Here is a 23,572-nt window from a genome sequence, read left to right as displayed (position 1 = left end):
GTCACCCCACTAACAATAAACAAAACGGAGAATGCCCATGCTGCGTTCAGCGGTTGCGCAACAAGACGCATCGATCGGCGTTGACGAGAATGTCGTCGACAGCCAGGCCTTTGCGCAGGTACTGGATGAAGTGCGCCGGCGCCGCGAAGAATTCGACACTGGCTCCCACGTGCCACGGGACATGATCGAGCGCTTCAAACAAGTGGGCATCTACCGTGCCGCCACGCCGAAATGCTTCGGTGGCGACGCCCTGGCACCGCACCTGTTCCTGCAAATGATCGAACGCATCTCCGAAGCCGACGGCTCGGCGGGATGGGTGGCCAGCTTCGGCAGCGCCGGTGTCTACCTGGCAGCCTTGCCGCGGGAAACCCTCGCTGAACTCTACGCCGAAAGTCCTGACCTGGTGTTCGCTGGCGGCCTGTTCCCCTTGCAACCGGCCGAGGCCGTAGAAGGCGGCTATCAGGTCAACGGCACCTGGAAATTCGCCAGCGGCTGCAAAGGCGCGGACCTGCTTGGTGTCGGCATCGGCGCCGCTGGCGGCAAGCCGCGCACTGCTGTGTTCCGCCCGGAGCAGGTAGACATCGTCGAGAACTGGGAAGTGGTCGGCCTCAAAGGCACCGGCAGCCATGACCTGCGGGTGACCGATAAACGCGTTGACGAGCGCTGGACGTTCATCCGCGGCGGTGCCTCGACCATCGACGAGCCGCTGTTCCGCTATCCATCGATCGCCTACGCCGCGCAAGTGCTGGCGGTGGTCAACCTCGGACTGGCCCGTGCCGCGCTGGACGAAATCAGCCGCATGGCGGGTGGTAGCGGCATCACCGGCGCGCCGAAATTGTCCGACCGTGCTTACGTGCGCATCGAGATCGCCAAGGCTGAAGCCAAGCTCAGCGCCGCGCGCGGTTTCTTCTACAACGCCACCGAACAGGTGTGGAACTCGATCCTGGTCGGCAACCCGGTCACGCCGGAGCAGACCAGCCTGTTGCGCCTGTCGGCCATTCATGTGTCCCAGGCCGGTGCCGAGGTGGTGCAGAGCGCCTACAGCCTGGCCGGCACCACCGCCATTTACCTGCGCCATCCGCTGCAACGCTATCTGCGCGACTCGATGGTGGTGACCCAGCACGCCTTCCTCAGTGAAGGCCTGTACGACGGCGCCGGCTCGGTGTTCCTCGGCGTTCCGCCGTTCCCGGGCTACATCTGAATCCCCATTACTTTTTCAAGGAATCGCACCCATGTCGCAAACCACCCAAGAGCCATTGCGCGTCGTCTTCTGCATCGGCATCACCCAGAACTTTTTCGACCTGCCCACCGGCGAAGGCCTGAGCGTGTGGAAGGGCTTCAGTCAGATGATGGGTGACCTTGGCGCGATGCCCGGCATCACCGTGCTCGGCGCGATGGATGACGACCGCCTGATGGTCGGCCCGTCCACCACCTCGCCCTGGACCGTGTACATCATGGCCGACGTCGACTGCCACCAGTCGGTGATCGACGCCTGCAACCTGTTCCGCACCACACCGGTCGGCCAATACAGCCTGTGGCGCTACGCCAAGATCGAAGCGCGCATCGGTCGTCCGCTGACCATTCCTGACGCGGCCAAGGTGTAAGCCATGAACGAGGCCTTGCTGCAGCGTCTGGCGACGCTCGAAGGGGAAAGCGCAGTGCGCCGTTTGATGGCGCACTACATGGACCTGTGCGATGTGCCGCGGGCGGCGATTCATCTCGACCAGTTGGCGCAGTTGTTCACCGAGGATGCGGTCTGGGAAGGCCTCGGCACCCAGACCGCGCAGACCTTCGGTCAACACCGTGGACGTGAGGCGGTGGCGGCGTTTGTCGGCGGTTATCTGCCGCCGTCCGACCACTTCAAGCTGAACCTGCATTACCTCACCAGCGAGTCGATCGTGGTCGACGGCAAGGCGGCGCAGGGGCAGTGGATCATGCAGCAGATCTCGACCTACGCCGATGGCCGCAATGAGTTGTTCGGCACGCGCCTGAACATCGATTTCCGTTGTGTTGACGGCGTCTGGCTGATCGCGCATTTCCGCACGCAACGCTTGTTCAATTCGGAGCTGAGCGCATGAGTACTTTCATCAGCGAATTCCTCCTCGGTGGCAACGGCAAGCGCGTCGCCATCAAGGACTCCATCGACATCGCCGGCCATCCGACCCGCTCAGGCAGCCGTGCGTTCGCCGATGCACCGGCGGCGACGCAAAACGCCGAGGTGGTCGATGCGATCCTCGATGCTGGCTGGCAGATCGTCGGCAAGACCAACCTGCATGAACTGGCGTTCGGCGTGACCGGCATCAACGACTGGACCGGCACTCCGATCAATCCGCAAGCGCCGGACCGTGTGCCTGGCGGCTCGTCCAGCGGTTCGGCTTCGGCGGTCGCGGCAGGCCTGGCGGACGTCGCCATCGGCACCGACACCGGTGGTTCGGTGCGGGTGCCGGCAGCGTGCTGCGGGATTGCCGGGCTCAAGCCGACTTATGGTCGCGTCAGCCGTGTCGGTGCGCATCCACTGGAATCGAGCCTCGATTGCGTCGGGCCGTTCGCCAAAAGCATGGACGACCTGATCGCCGCGATGCAGGTGATCTGCCCGGGCTTTACCGCTCAAGGGCTGCCAGGCGACGGCGCCAGGGTCGGCTTTCTCGAGGTGGCCTGTGATTCGCACCTGCAAGCCAGCCTGGGTGCAGCCGCCGACCGCGCCGGATGGCGTCGCAGCAACCTGCACCTGAGCGAATTCGAAGCAGCGTTTGCCGCCGGCCTGACCGTGATCAATTTCGAAAACTGGACGGCATTCGGCCACTTGACCGGCAAGGGCCTGATCGGCGCCGATGTGGAAACACGCTTGCTGGCGGCCAGCCGCACCACGCGCGAAGAACTGGCCCAGGCCGAATCCGTGCGCACGCGGTTCACCCAACAGGTGGATGCAGCGCTGGAAGACTTCGCCGTATTGCTGTTGCCGACGCTGCCAACCTTGCCGCCAACCCTCAGCGAAGCCCGCGCCGGCAGCAAAGCCGTGGCCGGCATGACCCCGCTGGTGCGGCCTTTCAACCTCAGTGGTCACCCCGCGCTGACGGTGCCGGTGGAACTCGATTGCGGCGGGCTGAAAGTCGGCCTGCAAATCGTTGGCCGCAAAGGTCAGGACGAACTGGTCTGCGCCTTTGGTGCGCAGCTGCAAGCCTCTACCACTCAATCATAAAAAGAAGCCATGAGGAGAACCGCATGAGCACTCATGAATATCAGCTGATCGCAACGTCGAAAAGCCCCGAAGACCTGGTCCGGCATGACCGCGTCGACGTCTCGCTGTACAACGACCCGGCGCTGTTCGAAGCCGAGCTGGACAAGATTTTCTACCGCACCTGGGTGTGGGTTGCCCACGAAAGCGAAGTGCGCAATAGCGGCGACTTCAAGACCGCCACCATCGGCCGCCGCCCGGTGATTGTGGTGCGCGACAAGAAGAACAACATCAACGTGCTGGAAAACCGTTGCCGCCACCGTGGCGCCACCGTGTGCGAGAAGCACAAGGGCAACGCCACCGGTTTCACCTGCCCGTACCACAGCTGGTCCTATGGCCTGGACGGCAAGCTGCGCGCGCTGCCGTATCCGGACGGCTACGAAGGCATTCTGGAAAAGTCGGAATTGCCGCTGACCAGCCTGCGCGTCGAGAGCTACGCCGGCATGGTGTTCGCCAGCTACAACGACGAGATCGAACCGCTGGAGGACTTCCTCGGCGGCGCGAAACACTGGATGGACCTGTTCATGAAGCAGGGCGCCGGCTACCCGATCAAGACCCAGGGCGAACACAAGTTCAGCTTCAAGGGCAACTGGAAGATCCAGCTGGAAAACACCACCGACGGCTATCACTTCCCGATCGTGCACAAGTCGTTCATGTCGTCGGTGGATGAAGAAACCTCGGAAATGCTCTCGTTCATGACCGACGAACAAGCCGTGACCCACTCCCTGGGCAACGGCCACAGCGTGATGGTGATGGTGCCGGAGCACGTCGACCTCGATCACGACGACGGCACCGAGCAGTTGCAGGAGCGCTTCGCCCATGTGACCGAAGAACTGTCGAAGACCCTGCCCGCCGATCAGGTCCGTCGCATCGTGCGCTCGCTGCACGGCGCCGGTTTCAACCTGAACCTGTTCCCCAACGTGGCGATGTCGATGTCGTTCTTCCGCGTGCTGCGCCCGGTGTCGGTCACCGAAACCGAGATCCGCCACGTGGCCCTCGGCATGGACGGCGGCCCGGAAATCGCCAACCGCGAACGCATGCGCATCCACGAACACTTCCAGGGCCCGTTCGGTTTCGGCAGCCCTGACGATGCCGAAGCCTGGGACCGCGTGCAGCGCGGCTCGTACGCCGGCGTCGATGCGCCAATCCTGGTCAACCGCGGCCTGAACCGCGAAATCACCGCTGAAAACGGCGACAAGGTCAGCCACGCCACCGACGAAGGCGGCATGCGCGGTGCCTACGACATGTGGAAAAGGATGATGAGCCAATGAGCAATCACGACACCCTGAACGGTTTTACCGGTCCCTTGGCCCAGGCCATCGAGTTCATCTGGCGCGAAGCCGAACTGCTCGACCACAAGAACTACGCCGAATGGGCGACCCTGTGGAGCGCAAGCGGCAAGTACATCGTGCCGATCGACCCGGACACCGAAGATTTCGAAGCGACCCTCAACTACGCCTACGACGATGCGCGCATGCGTGACCTGCGTATCGAACGCCTGACCGCCGGCTACTCGCCGTCGGCGGTGGACGCGGCGAAAACCATTCGCACGATCTCGCGTTTCCGCCTGGTGGAAGCGGCCGGCGATATCGTCGAAGTCAATTCGGCGCAGCTGCTGTACGCCTACAAGCGCGGCGTGCACACGCCGTTCGTGGCCGACCTGAACCACCGTATCCGCTTCACCGACGGCGTGCCGACCCTGGAGCGAAAAGTGGTGCGCCTGATCAACTCCACCGACAGCCTGAGCGCGCTCGGCTTCCTTTTGTGAGGGCAACATCATGAGTCGAGTAGCCCTCGTAACGGGTGCCTCGCGCGGACTGGGCGAATGCATCGCCCGCCGTCTGCACGCAGCCGGTTATCGCGTCGGCCTGGCGGATGTGCGCCTCGATGGCGTGCAGCAACTGGCTTTGGAACTCGATGGCAGTGGCGCCAGCGCCGTGGCCATCGAGCTGGATGTGCGCAGCAAGGCCGACTTTCAACGTGCCCGCGATGTGCTCGCCGAGCGCTGGGGCGGCACCGACATTCTGGTGAACAACGCCGGTGTGTCGAAAGTCGCCGCACTGATGGACATCACACCAGAAGAATTCGACGAGTCGATGGCGATCAACCTGCGGGGCACCTTCGTGGCCTGCCAGGTATTCGGCGCGCACTTTGCCGAGCGCGGCTTCGGTCGCATCGTCAACATTGCGTCCCTGGCCGGGCAGAACGGCGGCACCGCCACCGGCGCGCATTACGCGGCGGCCAAGGGCGGCGTGGCGACCCTGACCAAAGTCTTCGCCCGTGAACTGGCGCCCCAGGGCGTGACGGTCAACAGCATCTCGCCAGGTCCGCTGGACTTGCCGGTGGTACGCGAAACCGTGGCTCCGGAGCGTCTGGAACAGATCCTGAAAATGATCCCGGCCGGCACCCTCGGTGACCCAACGTTCATCGCCGACAGCGTGTTGCTGCTGATCGCCGAGAACGCCGCCTCGGTAACGGGTGCGTGCTGGGACATCAATGGCGGTTTGTTCATGCGCTGAGCCGCAGAAAAATGCCCCCACCCTGTAGGAGCGAGCTCGCTCGCGATGATCGTCAACGATGACGCTGGAAACCTGACACCCCGTGTTGTTCTCAGGTTCATCGCGAGCAGGCTCGCTCCTACAAGGTGCAGTAAACCAAAACAACAGTATTCAGGTGATGCAATGATGAAGGTGAAGATCGAAAGGATCGTCGACGAAGCGCTGGATATCCGTTCCTTTCGCCTCGTGCGCAGTGACGGCCAGCCGCTCGACACCTATGAACCGGGTGCCCACGTCGACCTCACCGGCCCGACCGGGGTGACCCGCCAGTACTCGCTGTGCAGCCCGCCGCAGGACCGCCGTGCGTATCTGGTGGCGGTGAAGAAAGAAGCGCAGTCGCGCGGTGGTTCGCTGGCGCTGCACGAGCAAGTGGAAGAGGGCATGGAGCTGGAAATGGGCGCGCCGCGCAACCTGTTCCGTCTCGATGACAGTGCCCGCGAACACGTGCTGTTCGCCGCCGGTATCGGCGTGACTCCGCTGTTGAGCATGGCTTATCGACTGGCGGAAAGCGGCCAGCCGTATCGTTTGCATTACTTCGCCCGTTCGGCGCAGTACGCGGCGTTTACAGAGCTGTTGGCGACAAAATTCGCCGACCACGTGGAGTTTCATTACGGCGTGGAGCCGGCGGATTTGGACGGCGCGTTGAGCGAATGCCTGGCGCGTGCCGGCAGCGCCGCCCACGTCTACACCTGCGGCCCGGCACCTTTCATGAACAAAGTGGTGGAAGTGGCGTCCCGCAGTCGCTCTGACGATTCGATTCACCTTGAACACTTTGCCGCAGACCCGGCCGCCAACAGCGCCCCGGCCGGCACGTTCGAAGTGGAGCTGGCCAGTTCCGGCGTGGTGCTGCAAGTGCCAGCCAACGCCAGCCTGGTCGACGTGTTGCAGGCCCATGGTTGCGACATCGACACCGAGTGCCGCGAAGGCATCTGCGGTACCTGCATCGTCGAGGTACTGGACGGCGTGCCGGAGCACCGCGACAACTGCCTGTCGAACAAGGAAAAGGCGTCCAACAAGCAGATTTGCGCGTGTGTATCACGGGCGCTTTCCGCTCGTCTGGTATTGGACATTTAACCCGTAGGTCGACTGGAAAGCTTGGGCCGGAGCCTGTTGAATGGGCGCCCGGCGGCCGTCGAAGGAGGAGATGGCTACAGAAACAACCGTTTTGACGAACCGCTCGATGAAGCGGTCGAAAAATAACAACAAAAACGTGAGGCTTTGCGGACATGATTACAGCATCGACGGTGCGCAACGAGGCGTTCGAAAGTTGGTTGAGCCAGGTGAACCAGGCCTGTGGGCGTTTCGATGCCCGGGCGCTGGACACCGATTTCTACGGCGAACTGGCGGAATTTCGCAGCGGTGCGATCAACCTGAGTGTGGTCGACATGGCGCACGTGCATTTGTACCGCACCAGCAAGGACGTCAGCACCAGCAGCGACGGCCACTACTACGCGGTGTTCCAGATGCGCGGCAGCTCGCAACTGGAGCAGGGCGACAACCGCGCGCAACTGGGCTGTGGCGACATCGCCCTGATCGACGCCAGCCGTCCGAGCGACATGATCTACAACGACGATTGCCGACAGCTGTCGCTGATTCTTCCGCGCCAGGTGGTCGAGCGGGGTTCGCACTTCAATGCCGTCAACTGCGCCACGCGCATCGCGGCCGGCAGCCCCCTGGCGGCGATGGCCAACAAACTGGTGCTGGACACCCGCCAGCAGGAAGGGCTGGACATGCAGGAAAGCGAGGCCGTGCTCGATGCCCTGGCCAGCCTGTTGCTGCCGGGCATCAGCGCCCGGGACGGCGGTGCAGACGCCCATGAGCGGCAGTTCCGCAAGATCATCGCCTTCATCGACGCCCACCTCAGCGACGAAGAACTGTGCCCCGAGCTGATCGCCCGTGAAGTCGGGATTTCCGTGCGCGGCCTGTACCGGATGTTCTCCAAGCGCGGCCTGGTGGTGGCGCAATACATCAAGCACCGCCGCCTGGACTTCTGCGCCGAAAACCTGCGCCGCGCCGATGTCGAGCAGAAGCTATCGGCACTGTGTTATGCCTGGGGCTTCTCGGATTCGAGCTACTTCTCGTCGGCGTTCAAATCGCGCTTTGGTGTGTCGCCAGGGGCTTATCGCAAGCGGTATAGCCACAATTGATGTTGTATTTGCTGGCCCCTTCGCGAGCAAGCCCGCTCCCACATTGGCTCTGTGTACGACGCAGATCCAATGTGGGAGCGGGCTTGCTCGCGAAAGCGGTATGTCAGTCACCATCAATGTTGAATGTGCCGGCCCCATCGCGAGCAAGCTCGCTCCCACAGTGGATCTTCAGTGAACACGAAGTTTGTGTACGACCGAGATCAACCTGTGGGAGCGAGCTTGCTCGCGAAGGCGGCCTCATGACCGCTGCAAATCACTCAGTGCCGCACCGGCTCATCCACCGGTAAATGCAGCACCTCGCGCACCAGCATGGCAATGCTGCTCACACCCATCTTTTCCTTGATCTTGGTGCGGTGCACATCAACGGTCTTCACGCTGATGTTGAGCTCCCGGGCAATCACCTTGCTGGCCTTGCCATCGATCACCAGCATCAACACTTCCCGCTCACGACTGGTCAGCAGTGCCAGCTTGCTCTGCAGGTTCTGCCGCTGCTGCTGATCGGCCTGGGCGTGCACGGCGGTCTTCAGCGCGGCCTGGATGCGGTCGATCATCTGCTGCGGGTTGTAGGGCTTCTCGACGAAATCCAGCGCGCCGTTCTTCATCGCCGTGACCGACATCGGAATATCGCCATGGGCCGAGACGAAAATGGTCGGCAGGGTGCTGCCGCGCTGGTTGAGGATTTCCTGCAACTGGAAACCACTGGTCTCCGGCATGCGCACGTCGAGCACCAGGCAGGCGGGCTGCTTGGGGTCGTATTGGCTAAGGAACTCTTCGGCGCCGGCAAAGCACTGCGCCTGCACGCTCACCGACTCCAGCAACCAGGCCAGTGAGGTTCGCAGGTCCTTGTCGTCGTCAACGATATAAACAATCGGTTTTCGGATTTCCATCGGGGCTGCCACGATAATTTCTAATTATTGTTTTCGCACGCGAACGCGCGGCACGCATCGGCTCATCGTTCTGGAGCCTGTATGCAGAATACCCACTGTGGCCGGCCCTTGCGATAAAGAAACCACCTAGTCGACTAGCGGAAACCCAACCCCACCATGGGGATCGTCAGAATGGTTGCGGCGCGCCCGCAGCCTTAGTCTTGTTCCATCACCTACGGGCCGCAAGATAGCGGTCCTCCTGAAGGAAGGGGCATCGACATGGCCGACCTGAGCCAGCAGCAAATCGACTTTCGCAACGCCATGGCGCAGCTGCCTGCCGCGGTGAACATCATCACCACCAACGGCCCTGGCGGTCGTTGCGGCATCACCGCCAGCGCCGTGTGCTCGGTGACCGACTCACCGCCAACCGTGCTGGTGTGCGTCAACCGCAACAGCGCCACCCACGACGTGTTCCGCACCAACGGCCATCTGTGCGTCAACGTGCTGTGTGGCGAGCAGGAAGAACTGGCCCGTCACTTCGCCGGCATGACCCAGGTGCCGATGGCCGAGCGTTTTGCCTGGGACCTGTGGGACGACGGCGCGGCCGATGTACCGGTGCTGCGCGATGCCCTGGTGCAGCTCGAAGGGCGGATCAGCGAGTGCAAGGAAGTGGGGTCGCATTCGGTGATGTTCGTGGAACTGACGAAGGTGGGCGTGCGCGAGCCGCGCGACAGCCTGGTGTATTTCAACCGGTTGTTTCATCGCGTTGAGCATGCCAGCGCGGCTTGATTGAGACCGCGTTATCGTTCTTCGCGAGCAAGCCCGCTCCCACACTGGATCTTCGGCGAACACCAATACTGTGTACGACGAAGCCCCCCCTGTGGGAGCGGGCTTGCTCGCGAAAGCGGTATCAATCTGAAATGCATGTTTAACGGCTGTAGGAGTAACTTCCTGCAAGCCACAACGCCTTGCGTCATTGCCTACAGCTACGCCAGAATCCGCCGGCTTGTGCGCCCTGGAGGCCATCGGTAACTTGGTCCGCGTCACTGATTCCCAGTGATCGGGTTTAGCAGCCCGTGGTATTTGAAGGTCGTACGAGTGTCCGTCAGGCAGGTATTCCATACCTGCATTTGATGGTGGCTGTGCGCAGGGCGCCCTTGGGCGCGCCGGCTTTCTTCTTTTCCCCGGTCTGCTAACCTGCGTACAGCCGCCACCCCCTCGTTTAGCAGCGACGGCGTGGCTGCATCACAACGGAAAAGAACATCATGTTCAAGGTTACGCCTGATCCACCAGACAACGATTCCTGCCCCAACCCGGCCGCTCACATCATGGCCACCTCGCACAAACCCTCCACACTGTTCACCATCAACCCCGACATCAACACCGAAACCCTGCTGGCCCACGCCTGCGAATCGCTGGCCTCGGCGAGCGTCATGGCCAACGATCTGGCGGGTTTTCTGCAAGGCACGCACCGCAACACCCTGCTGGGCATCGCGCAAGTCATCATGCTGGGGGAGTTGGCGGTGAATCGGGCGCTGGATCGTCTCGATCCGTCTTGAGCCTGATCCGGGTTGCCCGCGAAAGCAGCATGTCAGCCATCACTGATGTTGGCTGTGAGGGCCTCTTCGCGAGCAAGCCCGCTCCCACACTTTGATCAGTGTCGTACACAGGATTTGTGTTCACTGGAGATCCATTGTGGGAGCGGGCTTGCTCGCGAAGGCGGTGTATCAGGCCTGCAAGTATTCCCGAGCCAACAAGCAAGCCCGCTCAATCAGCATCGGCGCCATTTCAATCGCTGTCGGCGTGCCCTGGCGGGTGTGAATCCAGCCCAGGTACGTGGTGCCACGCAGCATCAGGAACAACGCCAGTGTCTTGCGATCCGCCTCGGTCAGCGGCTTGACCGCGTTGTAGCCGTCGAGCAGCGCCACCTTGATCTGATCAAAGCGCGGGTCATCCAGACAGAAGTACAGCGCCGTGGCCAACTCGAACATGTGCCAGCCAAACCCGGCATCGTCGAAGTCGATCAACCGTAGTCGCGGCCCTTCGATCAGCAGGTTCTCAGGCACCAGATCCGCGTGAATCATGCCGAAGTTGCCCAGGTGCCGACCGTACTGGCGCAAGTCCTTGCGCGCCGTACGCCGGGCCTGTTGCAGCAGATCCCGTTGCTCGTCGCTGAGCTGCTCCAGCTCCCAGAAACGCCCCCAGAACGGATTGGCGCCGATCAGGCCTTCTTCATCCCAGGCATGCCGGACAAACTCGTCCGGTTGTTGCCATTCCGCCGAATGCAGGTGGATGCGCGCGGCAATCGCCCCCGCCTCATTGAACAGGAAATCGATCTCCGTATCGGACTGCACACCCGCCTCGGAAGTACCGGCGGTGGCACCGGGCAGCCAGGCGAGCATGTCGATGTGACGTGCCTCGCCGATGGCCTGGTGGGTGACTTCGATCAGATGGCTTTCATTCTGTGCGCGGATAATCTGCGGCACGGTAATACCTGCGCTGGCCAGGGCTTCCATCCATTGCAGCTCGGAACGCAGTGCGGCCTCGCAGTGATAACCATTGCGATGGATGCGCAGGGCGACGCGCTGACCGTCGTGGCGGCGGGCCGAGAACACTGCGTTCTCGCGGAACTTCACCAGTTCGATGTCGGCGAATTCCCCTTCCCACTGTTGCAGGGCATGGCGCGCCAGTTCGTGCAGACGGGTTACTTGCTGGTCATGGCTCAAGGTATCGAATGCAGGTCTGCGGAATTCAGTCATGGCAATAGCCTCAAATCGCGCTAAGGGCGCTGTCCAGTGTGTCGACGAACAAGTCAGCGTGGTCGCGGCTGAATACCAGCGGCGGGCGCAGCTTGAGAATGTTGTCGCCAGCGCCGATCTTGCTGATCAGCACGCCGTTCTCGCGCATGTCGTTGACCACCTTGCGCGCCTCCAGTCCGGCCGGTTCCTTGCTGGCGTGATCACGTACCAGCTCCATGGCGAAGAACAGACCCTTGCCGCGCACGTCGCCGATGATCGAGTGTTTGTTGGCAAGCTCCTGCAAGCGTTGCTGCACATAAGCGCCGACGTTTTGCGCATTCTTGAGCAGTTGCTGTTGCTCGATCACATCCAGCACCGCCATGCCAACCGCTGCCGCGACCGGCGAGCCGCCGAAGGTGTTGAAGTACATGGCGTGGCGGCCGAAGGATTCGACCAGCGCCTTGTGGGTGATCAACCCGGCCAGTGGATAGCCGTTACCCATCGGTTTACCAAGGGTGACGATATCCGGCACCACGCCGTGGGCCTGATGGCCCCACAGGTGATCGCCGGTACGACCGAAACCGGACTGCACTTCATCGGCGATGAACAATCCGCCTGCTGCACGGATCAGCGCTGCCGCCTTGTTGACGAAGCTGGCCGGTACCCGTGGCAGCCCTTCGTTGGCGAACAGGGTGTCGATCAGCAGCGCGGCGGGGCGAATGCCCTGGGCTTGCATCGAGGCAATCGCCGCCGCGATGTTGGCCGCGTACTGCTCGGCCAGTTGCGCTTCGGTGGTGCCGGCCGGTGCGTGGTACAGGCACGGAATCGGCACGGCCCGGGCATGGGCGGCGAAGGGTTCCGGCGAGGGCAGGGCGGTGGTGACTTCGGCCAGCGATGCCGAGTTGCCGTGGTAGTTGTAGTCGCTGACGATGATGCCGGTGCCGCCACTGGCGAACCGCGCCAGGCGCAGCGCCAGTTCGTTGGCTTCGCTGCCGGTGCAGGTGAACATGGCGGTGTCCAGCGGCGCGGCGAAGGTCGCGGTCAGGCGCTCGGCGTAGCGCACCACGTGTTCATCCAGGTAGCGGGTGTGGATGTTCAGCGTGGTGGCCTGGCGGTGCATGGCCTCGGTCACATGGGGGTTACAGTGACCGACGCAGGGAACGTTGTTGTAGACGTCGAGGTAGCGGCGACCGTCGACGTCGAACAGCCAGACGCCTTCGCCACGCACCAGATGCAAGGGCTTGTCGTAGAACAACGGCGAGGCGCTGCCGAGTACGCGATGGCGGCGTTGCAGCAGAGTGTCTTCAGGCATGGTCTGGAACCTCGATGACGGTGGCGCGACGGTTGCGCAACAGGTAATTGAAAATGCACAGGGTGAAGGTCACGGCGAGGGCGATCAGCATCAGCATGTCGAGCTGGAAGCAGGCGGCGATCACCACCAGCGTCAGGGCCAGGCCGAGCCAGGCAACCAGTTTGCCGCCGACCAGGGTGAACGGCCGTGGCAGGTCCGGTTGGTTGCGTTTGATGTGCAGGTACGCGCCGAAAATGAACAGGTAGCAAACGTTGAGCAGCAACACGACCGCGAGCATCACCGTGGCCGGGTCCACTTCGGACAGCGGCAGGCCGATGGCACCGATCAGCAGCAGCGCCGGGTAGGGCGTGCCGCGCTTGCCGGTCTTGCCCAGCCATTGCGGGAACAAGCCGTCGCGGGCCATGGCGAACAGTTGCCGGGACGCGGCGTAGACCAGCGAGAAGAAGGTCGCGATCAGGCCGAACACCGCGCCGCAGCCAATCACCCTGGCCAGCCATGAACCTTCACCGAAGGCGCTGTTGCTGGACATCGCGGCATACAGCGGATCACCTGCCGAACCGACGAGCTCGACACCACCGGCACCCGGTGCGCATACCAGCACCACCAGCGCGGTCACCAGCAACGTGCCAATGGCCGCTAGAATGCCGCGGGGCATGGTGCGACCGGGATTGTGCGCCTCCTCGGCGGCCGAGCCGGTTTGCTCAACGGTGATGAACAGCCAGATGGCGAATGGCACGCAGGCGAAGATACCGCCAAGGCTGACCGGTGTTGCGACGCTGGCGGGCAACTTCAGCAAATTGGCTAACTCGACATGGGGCGCCATGGCCACGCCAAACGTGAGCAGGGCGACAACGGCGATTACGCCGGCAATGAACGTCAGGCCCATGGCCTCACCGACACCGCGCATGTGGATGCCGATGATCACCGTGAACAGGGCAATCTTCACTGGCCAGCCACCGAGGCCGAAAATCGATTCGGTGTAGGCGCAGATAAAGGTCGCAGCTGCACCGGTGCCGATGGTCAAAGCCAGGGCACAGGCCACGCCAACGAGGTAACCCACGAACGGCCCGAACGCACTTTGCGCATAGACGAATACACCGCCAGCACTGGGCAGTGCGGTGGACATTTCCGCCACGCATAACGCCAGGCCACCGCAGAGCAGGGCCATCAACAACGTGGCGATCAGCATGTTCAGCCAGCCACCGGCCGCCAGCCCGAAGTTCCAGCCGGAAAACTGCCCGGCCACCACCAACGCAATTCCGAGGCCGGCAATCTTTGGCCAGCCCAGCGCACTTTTCTTGAGCACAGAAATCTCCCGCGACCCGAGGGTCGATTTATTGTTGTTAGTGAGAAATGGAGGGGTTCAGCGTTGCATTGCAGGGCGCCCTGGAGCGGGTTGTGCCCTGAGGTCGGGTTCGATACTACGCCCGGGGTGCGGCGCGGCAGCTGTGTGCGCATGCCATGTCATTGGCTGTGGGTGCCAGATTTGTGCGGGCTTGCCTTGATCTCTGTGGGAGCGAGCTTGCTCGCGATGGCGGAGTGTCAGTCAACGATGGTGCTGGATGTGGTGGCCTCATCGCGAGCAAGCTCGCTCCCACAAGGGATCCGCGGTGTACACGGATTTTGTGCACGGCAGAAATCCAAATGTGGGAGCGGGCTTGCTCGCGAAGGCGGAGTGTCAGTCAGTGGAGATGTTGGATGTGATGGCCTCTTCGCGAGCAAGCCCGCTCCCACAGGGGATCTGCGGTGTACACGGATTTTGTGCACGGCAGAAATCCAAATGTGGGAGCGGGCTTGCTCGCGAAAGCGGAGTGTCAGCCAGTGGAGATGTTGGATGTGATGGCCTCATCGCGAGCAAGCCCGCTCCCACAGGGGATCTGAGGTGTACACGGATTTTGTGCACGGCAGAAATCCAAATGTGGGAGCGAGCTTGCTCGCGATGGCGGCATATCAGGCAACCAAAATCTCAGATCCGAAAACTCCCCACCAACTGATTCAACCGCGCCGCCTGTTGCTCCAGCTCGGTACAAGCCCTCAATGTCGATTGCAAATTCTCCACGCCTTGCCGGTTCAGGGTGTTGATCTGGGTGATGTCGACATTCAGGGCCTCGACCACCGCGGTCTGTTCTTCGGTGGCGGCGGCGACGGACTGGTTGACGTTGTCGATCTCGCCGATGCGCTGGGTCACGCTGCCCAGGCGGGAGCCGGCGAGGTTGGCGATGGTGACGCTTTCTTCACTGTGGCGCTGGCTCTCGGTCATCGTGGTGACCGATTCCCGGGCTCCCACTTGCAGCTCTTCGATCATCTGCTGGATCTCTAGCGCCGAAGTCTGGGTGCGTCCGGCCAGGCTGCGCACTTCGTCCGCCACCACCGCAAATCCACGACCCGCTTCACCCGCCCGCGCCGCTTCAATCGCTGCGTTGAGCGCCAGCAGGTTGGTTTGTTGGGAGATGCCCTTGATCACTTCGAGGATCTGCCCGATGTTCACGGTCTTGTCGTTGAGCACTTCGATGTTGGCGCAGGAGGCACTGATCTTGCCGGACAGTTCGTTCATCACCTCGATCGTGCGCTGCACCACCTGGCGTCCATCCTCGGCTTGCTGCCGTGCGGACGAAGCCTGTTGCGAGGCATCGGAGGCGTTATGGGCGATCTCCTGCGCGGCCGCGCCCAACTGGTTGATTGCCGCCGCCACGCTGTTGGTACGGGTGGATTGATCGTCGAAATTGCTCATCGACGAGTTTGAAGCATCCAGCACCCGCCGCGCGCCTTCGTTCACCCCCAACGCCGCCGATGACACCTCGCGGATCGAATGGTGGATGCGCTCGACAAAGCGGTTGAAGGCGGTCGCCAGTTGGCCGATTTCATCTCGCGATTGCACTTGCAGGCGACGGGTCAGGTCGCCTTCGCCGAGGGAGATGTCTTCCATGACCCGGGTCAGCACTTGCAGCGGCCGGGTGATGCGTTGCGCGGTGTACCAGATCAGCAGCAGGCCGAGCAGGGCCGAACCGCCACCGAGCAACAGCTCCAGCGCGGTGCTTTGCACGCCCTGGGCATCGAGTTCGTTCTGCAGCGTGGTGACCGGTGCCAGCAACACGTTCTGCGGCACACCGACCAACACGCCCCATGGCGCGGCTCCGGCAATCGGCGCCAGCGGTTCAAGCACCTTGATTTGCCGGGCGTCGACAAACACTTTTGGCTGGCCCTGACGCAGGCTGTCCATCACTTCGGCATTGTCCATCGGCTGACCGAGGCGACCGACGTCCTGGCTGTTGGCAGAAATCACCCCACGGGGGCTGACGATGCTGATCTGGCCGTTGCCATCGAACAGTTCACGGGCGCTGGCTTCGCTGTTGTGTTGCAAGGCGGCGAGGTTGATATCCAGTCCCACCACGGCAATGACCTTGCCGTTTTCCAGCAGCGGGAAGGCAACGCTGGTCACCAGTTTGCGGCTGCCGGAGGCCTCGTCGAAATAAGGTTCCAGCACACAGGCCTGGCCGGTGTCGCGGGCACAGGTGTAGAAGGCGTTGTACGGTGCACCGCTGGGGCCCGGCTCAGTGTTGGCAAGCAGGCCTTCGTCACCGATGACCGCCTGCAGCTCGCCGGGTTTGCTCTGCACCCAATAGAGCGCAAAGCGACCGGTTTCGTTGCTGCCCAAGGCCGCCTGGCCGGCGGAGTCTGCGTCGGCACCGTCGAGTCCACCGGGTTCGAAAATGACATAAAGCCCGAGCAGGTCGGGCTTGTCGATCAAGGCTTGGTGAAGCTGGGTGCTGAGTTCCTGGCGCAGTTGCGGGCGAGTCAGGCTGCCCTGATGCTGCAACTGTCGCAGGTACAACAAGTAGCGCGATAACCCCTGGCCGTATTCGTGGGTCTGCATGAAGGTGCGCTGCACTTGCATGGCCTGCACTTTGCCCAGGGCCTGCATGTGTTCCCTGGCCGCATTGGCGAGCATGTCGCCGCTGGCCTCGGCCACTTGCCGGCTGCTCTTGTGGGTCTGATAGAGCGACAAACCCATCAACAAGCCGACGACCAACAGCAGGCAGAGACCGGCGAGCAGGGCGATCTTGCTCTGGATCGTCAGGAATGTTCTGTGCATTGGAAATACCTTTTTCCACGTGGGCAATGGCGTGGCCACTGCCCGCGGCCGAGATTAGAAGCCGGTGGCGAACACCACCTGGGCGTAGACGTTCTTGTCGTTGTTACCCAGTTGGGTACCACCGTCTTCGGCGCTCTTGTCCGGTTGGTAGATGCCCACCAGTGGCATCACGGTCAGGTGGTCGTTGACGTGCCATTCGGCGTACAGGTCGACTTCGTGGCCATCGGTGTTGCCCAGGTTGCGGTCGATGGTGTCGAAGTTGAAGTACATCGCGCCGACGGTGAGGTTCTCCAGTGGCGAAACTTTCAGCGTGACGTTCTGGATGCGCGAGTTGCTGTTGAACGGCCCGGCGTAGTTGCCCGCCACTTCACCCTGGAACCAGGTGCCGTAGCCACGGCTGAAACCGTAGAACAGGGTGTCGTAGCCTTCCGAGAAGCGGCTGTAGCGGTAGCTGGCGCCAGGCGTCCAGACCGCGTCGGAGAAGGTCCAGCCGGCTTCCAGGTACCAGGCGTCTTCGCTGGAGGTGTTGGGTTTGTCCTGCTTGGCGTATTCACCGGACAGGAACAGGTCTTTCACCCCGGCGTTGCCCGCCGCACGCAGGCTGTAGGTCTTCATGCCGTCGCGTTCGAGCTGGATCGGCGAGGCGTACTGTTCATCGATATCGGTGGTCTTGATGAAGGTCAGGCCGACCGTGCCGGCCTCGGCCACGTGCTCCAGGGTGCCGACGTACATTTCGGTCTTGGCCTGGGCGCGGTTGTCGGATTTGAGCCACATCAGGTCGCTGCGCCAGCCTTCCTTGCCGCCCAGACGCAATACGGCGGTTTCGTCGAAGGCCTTGCGTGCCGCCAGGTAGTAAGCGCCGCCCCGGTTGAATTCGCCGTCGGCCAGGCCTTTGCCCATGTTCAGCGCGTCGCCGTCGATCAGGAAACCGTCACCGACCACAATGTTCTGGCGACCAAAGGACAGGTCGACGCCGTCACTGCCTAGCGCGCCGAACAGATCGGCCGAGCGCCAGCCAAGGTAGGCGTCTTCGAACTTGGTGGTGCGTTCCGAACCATCGGAGAAGCCGGCCGCATCGCCATCGCCCCAGGTGCCGGAGCTGAGCATGTTCGCCGCTCCGTACGCGGTGCCCACACCGCCCAGGCCTTGATCGAAGCTCAAGCCGTATTTGATGTAGCCCTCGCGCCACGACGAGCTGCCTTCATTCAGGCGACCGGACAGGGCGTAGTTTTCCTGGCTGTGGAAAATGCCGAACACGGCTTCGAGGGTAGCGTTCAGATGGCTGTCGTCATCGGCGTAGAGTTCATAGGCACCGGCATTGCCGGCACTGATCATCAGCGCGAGCGTCGAGAGACGAAGCAAGGGGGACTTGAGCATGGTGTGGCATCCGTTCTTGTTCTTGAGCGCAGGTTTGCGGTCTGTCCGGATACTAAGGTGCGGCTATTGTTTGCCCTTTTCCCTGTTTGCCAATTAGTTGGTTGTGCATGCCAGATTGTCCGGTTTGGCAGCCCGGCCAATACAACTGGCACGCAGGGCAAAACCTGCGTACCGGCGACCACCGACAATCCCTACCAACCTGCCGAAGCACCGTTGCCTCGGCATTTTTAGTGTTGGCGCTCGCCTGCTGGCGGGCGTGTGGATTTTCAAGGTCGTTTTCCTATGTTCACTTCGCTGCGTTTGCCCGTGATCGGTTTGCTGTCTTTCACCCTGGTTCAGGCGGTGTCCGCCGCCGAGTGCGCCCCGGACACGCGCCGTGGTGCCGAAGTGTTTGCCACCGAGTGCAGCGTCTGCCACGCGGTGACCAAGGGTACGACCGGCATGATGGGGCCGAACCTGTTTGGTGTGTATGGGCGCAAGTCCGGCTCGCTGGCGGGTTTCAGCTACTCCCAGGCCATGCGCGACAAAGACGTCGACTGGCAGGCCGAGAACATCACGCAATTGATCACCCAGCCCCAGGCTTTCGTGCCGGGCACCTACATGCCCTACATGGGCCTGGCTTCCGCCGACGACCGCCAGGCGGTCGCGTGCTTCCTCAAAGAACAACACTGATCAGGCCGGATTTGCGCCTGAACACATCGTCTGAATGAAAGGTGAATTATGAGCAACGTTGAAATCCTGCCCCAGGTTGCTGCATTCCTCGAACGTCGTCACGGCTGCTTCATTGACGGCCAGTGGGTGCTTGCCGAGGGCGACAGCATCGCCGTGGTCAATCCGGCCACCGGGCAAACCCTGTGCGAAACCCTGGATGCACCGCTGGAACTCGTCGAGCGCGCCGTGCAGTCGTCCCACAAGGCGTTCAAGTCCGGCGTGTGGTCGAGCCTGCGCCCGGCGGACCGTGAACGCATCCTGCTGAACTTCACCCGCCTGGTCGAAGAGCACGCCGAAGAACTGGCTCAGTTGGAAACCCTGAGCCAGGGCAAGTCGATCAACATGGCCCGCGCCCTGGACCTCAACGCCACGGTGGAGTTCATGCGCTACATGTCCGGTTGGGCGACCAAGATCGAAGGCCAGACCTTCGACGTGTCGATCCCGTTGCCACCGGGTGCCAAGTTCACCGCGTTCACAAAGCGTGAGCCGGTCGGTGTCGTGGTCGGCATTGTGCCGTGGAACTTCCCGCTGCTGATCGCCGCCTGGAAGCTGATGCCAGCCCTGGCCACCGGTTGTACGGTGATCATCAAGCCGGCGATGGAAACCCCGCTGACCGCCATGCGCCTGGCTGAACTGGCGCTGGAAGCCGGCATCCCGGCTGGCGTATTCAACGTGGTTACCGGTGGCGGCGCCTCCGTTGGCGGCGTGCTGACCCAGCATCCTTTGGTGAGCAAAGTATCGTTCACCGGTTCCACCGCCGTGGGCAAGAGTGTCGGCGTGGCGTGCATGGAGAACATGACGCGCTTCTCCCTGGAACTGGGCGGCAAGAACCCGATGATCGTGCTCGCCGATGCCGACATCGAAAAAGCCGTGCAAGGCGCGATCCTCGGCGGCTTGCTGAACAACGGCCAGGTCTGCGCCGCGGCCTCGCGCTTCTACGTGCACCGTTCGATCCACGACCAATTCGTCGAAGCCCTGGCCGCCGCCGTTTCTTCGATGCCGATTGGCGCTGGCATGAATTGCGACGCGGCAATCAACCCGCTGGTATCGCGCAAGCAACAACAAAGCGTGCTCAAGCACATCGAACTGGCCCGCCAGCAAGGTGCGCGGGTGGTGACTGGCGGCGAGTTGCTGGAGGGTGATGGTTTCTTCGTGCAGCCAACCATTCTGGCGGACATCGACCACAGCATGGCCGTGGCCCGCGAAGAAGTGTTCGGCCCGGTACTGGGCGTGATGCCGTTCGACGACGAAGACGCCGTGATCGAACTGGCCAACGACAACCGCTACGGCCTGGCGGCCAGCCTGTGGACCAACGACCTGGGCAAGGCCATGAACCTGGTGCCTCGCATCGAAGCCGGTACGGTCTGGGTCAACGCCCACGTGCTGCTCGACCCGGCGATGCCGTTCGGTGGTGTCAAGCAATCGGGCATGGGCCGTGAGTTTGGCCGTGCGGTGATCGAGGCTTACACCGAGCTCAAGTCGGTGTGTATCGCACATTGATCAACCTGTAGGAGCGAGCCTGCTCGCGAAAAACGTCAAGATAATGCGGTCTGTCAGTTAGTTCGCGTTATCGTTGGCGACCATCGCCAGCAGGCTCGCTCCCACATCATGCTGCGGGTGGCGGTTTCGTCAGTTCAATCCCGGCGGCCCCCAACCGCTTGAGAATTTCAAACAGCAGCTGGCTCTTGATCGCGCCGACCGTGCGTGGGCTGCCGACATAGCCGGTGATGGTCAAAGTGATTCCTTCGGGTTTCAGCTGACTGAAGCGCAAAAACGGCGTTGGTTTATCCAGAATGGATTCATGCTCGGTGTAGGTGTCCATCAGCAGGTTTTGCACCAGCTCCGGATCGATATCCAACGGGAACATCAGCTCGAGTATCACTACGCCCTGGGCGCTGCCGCCGAGGGTGACGTTGCGCAGGTTCTGCGAAATCAGGTGGGAGTTGGGCACGATCATGATCGAGCGGTCGGCCAGTTGTATTTCCGTGGCCCGTACGTTGATCCGGCGGATGTCGCCTTCGACGCCGCTGATGCTGATCAGGTCGCCGACCTTCACCGGGCGCTCGGTCAGCAGGATCAGGCCGGAGATGAAGTTCTTCACGATCTCCTGAAGACCAAAGCCGATACCCACTGACAGGGCACTGACGATCCAGGCCAGGTTGGTCCACTTGATCCCCAGCGATGCCAGCGTGAGCAGGACGACGGACACGTAGCCGATGTTGGCGAACAGGGTGCTGAGCGAGGCGCACATGCCCGGGTCCATCTCGGTTTTCGGCAGGAATTCGCGATCCAGCCAGCGGCGCAGGGTGCGAATCAGGTAGACACCGATCATCAGTGTCAGTAGGGCATGCATCAAATTGTCCGGGACGATGTTCAGCTTGCGCAGCCCTTCACCGCCAAGTACGGCCACCGTGCCGGTGAACAGTTGCCCGAGTGTCGTACCGATCCCGCCGACAAACAGCGCAATGAGGCCAATCAGTATCAGGATGGCGCGGCCGGCTCCGGATAACACGGTGCAGATCTGTTCCAGGCGCGGATTGCCGATGCCCAGCAGCTGTTTGATGGTCTTGCCGGTGGGTTGCCGGGGCGAAAAAACGTAGTCGCAGGTGTCCTGATAGACCTGTGTGAGCAGGTAGAAACCGGCGCAGATGATGAATATCCAGACCATTTCATAGGTGATGAACCGGGCCATCGTCACGTAGCCAATCAACAGGGCGAACAGGGACACCACCACGGCAGCGCCCGTGAACGTGTAAATCAGGCCGGCGAAGGTGGTGACGCCTTCGGGGGCTTCTCCGGCAACGATCAGGTCTCTGCGCGTCTTGCTGACGCGCAACAGCAGCGCACCGATCACCAGTGCCGCGACCAATGCCACGATGCCCCGACCGAACAACACCACTTCGGCGCTCATGCCGGTGACATTGCTCATCTGCACCAGGGTTACCAGCACCAGCAGCAGGCTGGCCAGCAACCTCGGATAGGGCTCCATCGCCAGCGCCACCGGATCGGCAATATCGGGCAGGCGCCAGGAAGGATGTTTGGTGGACAACAGTGCGCGGCTCAATCCGGTGATCAGTACGCAGGTATAGGCCAGCTTTTCCAGATATTGCGCCAGGTCGGCCAGCAGGGGGGGGTAGGGCAGTTGCCGGGTCCCGGCAAAATGCAGCAGTTGCAGGGCGATGCCAGCGGTCAGCACCGTCGCCATCACCGACGCCAGCGCAAGGGAGCTGCGCCGCAGCCGGCCTGCAGGCATTCGATGAAAGCACAGCCACGCCAGAACCCGGCCGGCGAGGTTTCGACCCACGGTCCATATGACCAGGGCCAGGATCAGCAGGGTGGCCGTGATCCCGCGTTGTCCGGGTTGCCAGGCGGCTCGGTGCGTGGCCTCGAGTTGCTCGATGAGGGCGCTGAAACGTTGACGGTCCTCGATCGGAAGAGCGAACAATGGCGACCAGAATCTCGGGCTCAGGATACTGCTGGTCTGCTGGGTCACTTCCGCTTCCAGCAAGCTGCGCCGAATGCTGGCAATCTGGGTGATCAGTTCGGCGGCACTTATTTTAAGCGCGGCCAGGGTTTTGAGTTGGCTATCGATCTTGTTTTTTTGCTCGCCGAGGGCGTCTCGTTGGGTAGTAATTGCAGATGTCACCTGTGCGTTCTCGTCAAGCGGCACGGGCCCCAGCACGTTCAGTTGCGCCTGCAATTGCGCCTGGCCAGGCAGCAGCGATGTGGACAGGCGTTCAATGTCCTGAATCAGTACTTGCACCTGGTCCTGTGAGCTTTCCAGCTGGGTGTAATTGCTGGCCTGGGAAACCTGCTGCTTGAGGCTGTTGAGCTGGTTTTGCACCCCCAGCAATTCGCTGTCGGAGATGCTGATGATCGGGGCTGCGGGAGCGGGGGCAGGAGCGGGGGCGTCGGCCATATCCCCCGCCAACAGCCATCCCGGGCTTGCCACCAGAACCGCGAAGGCGACGTAAATCATTGACTTCAAGACATTGCGCATCGGCGAGCTCGACGGGTTGTTGGTCACTTAGCCAATGAGGTTAGGCCCTGGACATTGTTTTGTCGCAATGGAACCCGAGAACCTGTGGGAGCGAGCTTGCTCGCGATGGCGGTGTGTCAGACACCGAAAATGTCGACTGACACTCCGTCATCGCGAGCAAGCTCGCTCCCACAGGGAGGCTCCTACAAGGGGGGGGCGGCGCATTTGGCGGGTGGTTTCAGCAAAACAAGTCAACCCATGAATCCATGGCCTAAGCTTGTTTGCAGGCCCCGGTCCATCGCACACCTCGATGGGCAAGCGGCACCGATAAAAACAATGTAATCAGGAGATCCCATGTCCGCCTTGATCCGTCGTTTCAGTCGCTGCATGGCCGCCGGTTTGACCGCTGCGGTGCTGGTCGCACCAGCCTTCGCGTTGGATACCGTGAAATTCATGGCCCCGGGTTCGGTGGGCGGTGGTTACGACCAGACCGCCCGGGTGCTGGGCAAGGCCATGGTCGAGGCCAATACGGCCAAGTCCGTGACCTTCGAGAACA

The 23,572-nt window shown here is 62.1% G+C and carries 19 protein-coding genes and 3 pseudogenes; 14 read left to right on the top strand and 8 right to left on the bottom strand.

Going from position 1 to position 23,572, the window contains the following annotated elements; all coding sequences use genetic code 11:
• Nucleotides 1–37: 37 nt before the first annotated feature.
• The 9 genes from KGB20_RS15860 to feaR all read left to right on the top strand — a co-directional run bounded on the left by KGB20_RS15860 (nucleotide 38) and on the right by feaR (nucleotide 7,940).
• A complete protein-coding gene (locus tag KGB20_RS15860; RefSeq protein ID WP_154910579.1) occupies nucleotides 38–1,201 on the top strand; it encodes an acyl-CoA dehydrogenase family protein in 1,164 nt (387 codons plus the stop codon).
• A gap of 31 nt (nucleotides 1,202–1,232) precedes the next feature.
• On the top strand, nucleotides 1,233–1,604 hold the full coding sequence (locus tag KGB20_RS15855; RefSeq protein ID WP_057715413.1) for a hypothetical protein: 372 nt from the start codon (nucleotides 1,233–1,235) through the stop codon (nucleotides 1,602–1,604).
• Between the two features lie 3 nt (nucleotides 1,605–1,607).
• Nucleotides 1,608–2,078, top strand: coding sequence for a nuclear transport factor 2 family protein (locus KGB20_RS15850; protein ID WP_154910578.1), 471 nt, complete (start codon nucleotides 1,608–1,610; stop codon nucleotides 2,076–2,078).
• The gene (locus KGB20_RS15845) at nucleotides 2,075–3,199 is read left to right on the top strand and encodes an amidase (protein ID WP_154910577.1); all 1,125 of its coding nucleotides are present in this window, start codon (nucleotides 2,075–2,077) and stop codon (nucleotides 3,197–3,199) included. The genes KGB20_RS15850 and KGB20_RS15845 overlap by 4 nt, the downstream gene beginning before the upstream one ends.
• Before the next feature lie 23 nt (nucleotides 3,200–3,222).
• Nucleotides 3,223–4,506, top strand: a complete 1,284-nt coding sequence (locus KGB20_RS15840; RefSeq protein ID WP_102672315.1) for an aromatic ring-hydroxylating oxygenase subunit alpha — start codon at nucleotides 3,223–3,225, stop codon at nucleotides 4,504–4,506.
• Nucleotides 4,503–5,003, top strand: coding sequence for an aromatic-ring-hydroxylating dioxygenase subunit beta (locus tag KGB20_RS15835; RefSeq protein ID WP_154910576.1), 501 nt, complete (start codon nucleotides 4,503–4,505; stop codon nucleotides 5,001–5,003). Before KGB20_RS15840 ends, KGB20_RS15835 begins: the two co-directional genes overlap by 4 nt.
• Before the next feature lie 10 nt (nucleotides 5,004–5,013).
• Nucleotides 5,014–5,754: an SDR family NAD(P)-dependent oxidoreductase gene (locus KGB20_RS15830; protein WP_057715408.1), complete on the top strand. Its 741-nt coding sequence runs from the start codon at nucleotides 5,014–5,016 to the stop codon at nucleotides 5,752–5,754.
• Nucleotides 5,755–5,916: 162 nt separating this feature from the next.
• Nucleotides 5,917–6,867 carry a PDR/VanB family oxidoreductase gene (locus KGB20_RS15825; RefSeq protein ID WP_057715407.1) on the top strand — a complete coding sequence of 317 codons (951 nt, stop codon included), beginning with the start codon at nucleotides 5,917–5,919 and terminating at the stop codon, nucleotides 6,865–6,867.
• A 152-nt stretch (nucleotides 6,868–7,019) separates the two neighbouring features.
• On the top strand, nucleotides 7,020–7,940 hold the full coding sequence (gene feaR / locus KGB20_RS15820; RefSeq protein WP_154862362.1) for a transcriptional regulator FeaR: 921 nt from the start codon (nucleotides 7,020–7,022) through the stop codon (nucleotides 7,938–7,940).
• Nucleotides 7,941–8,197: 257 nt separating this feature from the next.
• On the opposite strand, the gene KGB20_RS15815 is transcribed toward feaR, so the two are convergent.
• Entirely contained in the window at nucleotides 8,198–8,827 is a 630-nt protein-coding gene (locus KGB20_RS15815; protein WP_090454806.1) for a response regulator transcription factor, read from the bottom strand.
• Between the two features lie 258 nt (nucleotides 8,828–9,085).
• Between KGB20_RS15815 and hpaC the strand changes: the two genes are divergently transcribed.
• Together hpaC and KGB20_RS15805 are read left to right on the top strand one after the other, a co-directional pair.
• Nucleotides 9,086–9,595, top strand: coding sequence for a 4-hydroxyphenylacetate 3-monooxygenase, reductase component (gene hpaC, locus KGB20_RS15810; protein ID WP_057715405.1), 510 nt, complete (start codon nucleotides 9,086–9,088; stop codon nucleotides 9,593–9,595).
• 476 nt (nucleotides 9,596–10,071) lie between these two features.
• Nucleotides 10,072–10,365: a DUF6124 family protein gene (locus KGB20_RS15805; protein ID WP_154910575.1), complete on the top strand. Its 294-nt coding sequence runs from the start codon at nucleotides 10,072–10,074 to the stop codon at nucleotides 10,363–10,365.
• Between the two features lie 168 nt (nucleotides 10,366–10,533).
• Here the strand turns inward: KGB20_RS15805 and KGB20_RS15800 are convergent, their stop codons facing one another.
• The 6 genes and pseudogenes from KGB20_RS15800 to KGB20_RS15780 all read right to left on the bottom strand — a co-directional run bounded on the left by KGB20_RS15800 (nucleotide 10,534) and on the right by KGB20_RS15780 (nucleotide 18,326).
• On the bottom strand, nucleotides 10,534–11,565 hold the full coding sequence (locus KGB20_RS15800) for a phosphotransferase enzyme family protein (RefSeq protein WP_154910573.1): 1,032 nt from the start codon (nucleotides 11,563–11,565) through the stop codon (nucleotides 10,534–10,536).
• A gap of 10 nt (nucleotides 11,566–11,575) precedes the next feature.
• A complete protein-coding gene (locus tag KGB20_RS15795) occupies nucleotides 11,576–12,856 on the bottom strand; it encodes an aspartate aminotransferase family protein (protein WP_154910572.1) in 1,281 nt (426 codons plus the stop codon).
• Complete coding sequence (locus tag KGB20_RS15790) at nucleotides 12,849–14,162, bottom strand: amino acid permease (protein WP_154910571.1); 1,314 nt, start codon at nucleotides 14,160–14,162, stop codon at nucleotides 12,849–12,851. The genes KGB20_RS15795 and KGB20_RS15790 overlap by 8 nt, the downstream gene beginning before the upstream one ends.
• Nucleotides 14,163–14,822: 660 nt before the next feature.
• Nucleotides 14,823–15,860, bottom strand: a pseudogene (locus KGB20_RS29315) (methyl-accepting chemotaxis protein); the annotation flags it as partial.
• A gap of 363 nt (nucleotides 15,861–16,223) precedes the next feature.
• A pseudogene (locus KGB20_RS29310) lies at nucleotides 16,224–16,730 on the bottom strand (cache domain-containing protein); the annotation flags it as partial.
• A gap of 273 nt (nucleotides 16,731–17,003) precedes the next feature.
• On the bottom strand, nucleotides 17,004–18,326 hold the full coding sequence (locus tag KGB20_RS15780) for a hypothetical protein (protein WP_150815069.1): 1,323 nt from the start codon (nucleotides 18,324–18,326) through the stop codon (nucleotides 17,004–17,006).
• Nucleotides 18,327–18,608: 282 nt separating this feature from the next.
• Here KGB20_RS15780 and KGB20_RS15775 point away from each other — a divergent pair, with 282 nt between their 5' ends.
• Together KGB20_RS15775 and KGB20_RS15770 are read left to right on the top strand one after the other, a co-directional pair.
• Complete coding sequence (locus KGB20_RS15775) at nucleotides 18,609–18,998, top strand: c-type cytochrome (RefSeq protein WP_090454817.1); 390 nt, start codon at nucleotides 18,609–18,611, stop codon at nucleotides 18,996–18,998.
• A gap of 48 nt (nucleotides 18,999–19,046) precedes the next feature.
• A complete protein-coding gene (locus tag KGB20_RS15770) occupies nucleotides 19,047–20,537 on the top strand; it encodes an aldehyde dehydrogenase family protein (protein ID WP_057715395.1) in 1,491 nt (496 codons plus the stop codon).
• A 106-nt stretch (nucleotides 20,538–20,643) separates the two neighbouring features.
• Here KGB20_RS15770 and KGB20_RS15765 read toward each other — a convergent pair whose 3' ends face one another.
• A complete protein-coding gene (locus KGB20_RS15765) occupies nucleotides 20,644–23,037 on the bottom strand; it encodes a DUF3772 domain-containing protein (RefSeq protein ID WP_154910569.1) in 2,394 nt (797 codons plus the stop codon).
• Nucleotides 23,038–23,370: 333 nt separating this feature from the next.
• Here KGB20_RS15765 and KGB20_RS15760 point away from each other — a divergent pair.
• Nucleotides 23,371–23,572, top strand: a pseudogene (locus tag KGB20_RS15760) (tripartite tricarboxylate transporter substrate binding protein); the annotation flags it as partial.

This window comes from Pseudomonas sp. BF-R-30, from assembly GCF_019956175.1.
Classification (GTDB): domain Bacteria; phylum Pseudomonadota; class Gammaproteobacteria; order Pseudomonadales; family Pseudomonadaceae; genus Aquipseudomonas; species Aquipseudomonas jessenii.
Note: the sequence above shows the minus strand (reverse complement) of the source record. Positions and strands in the feature narration are given on the sequence as shown.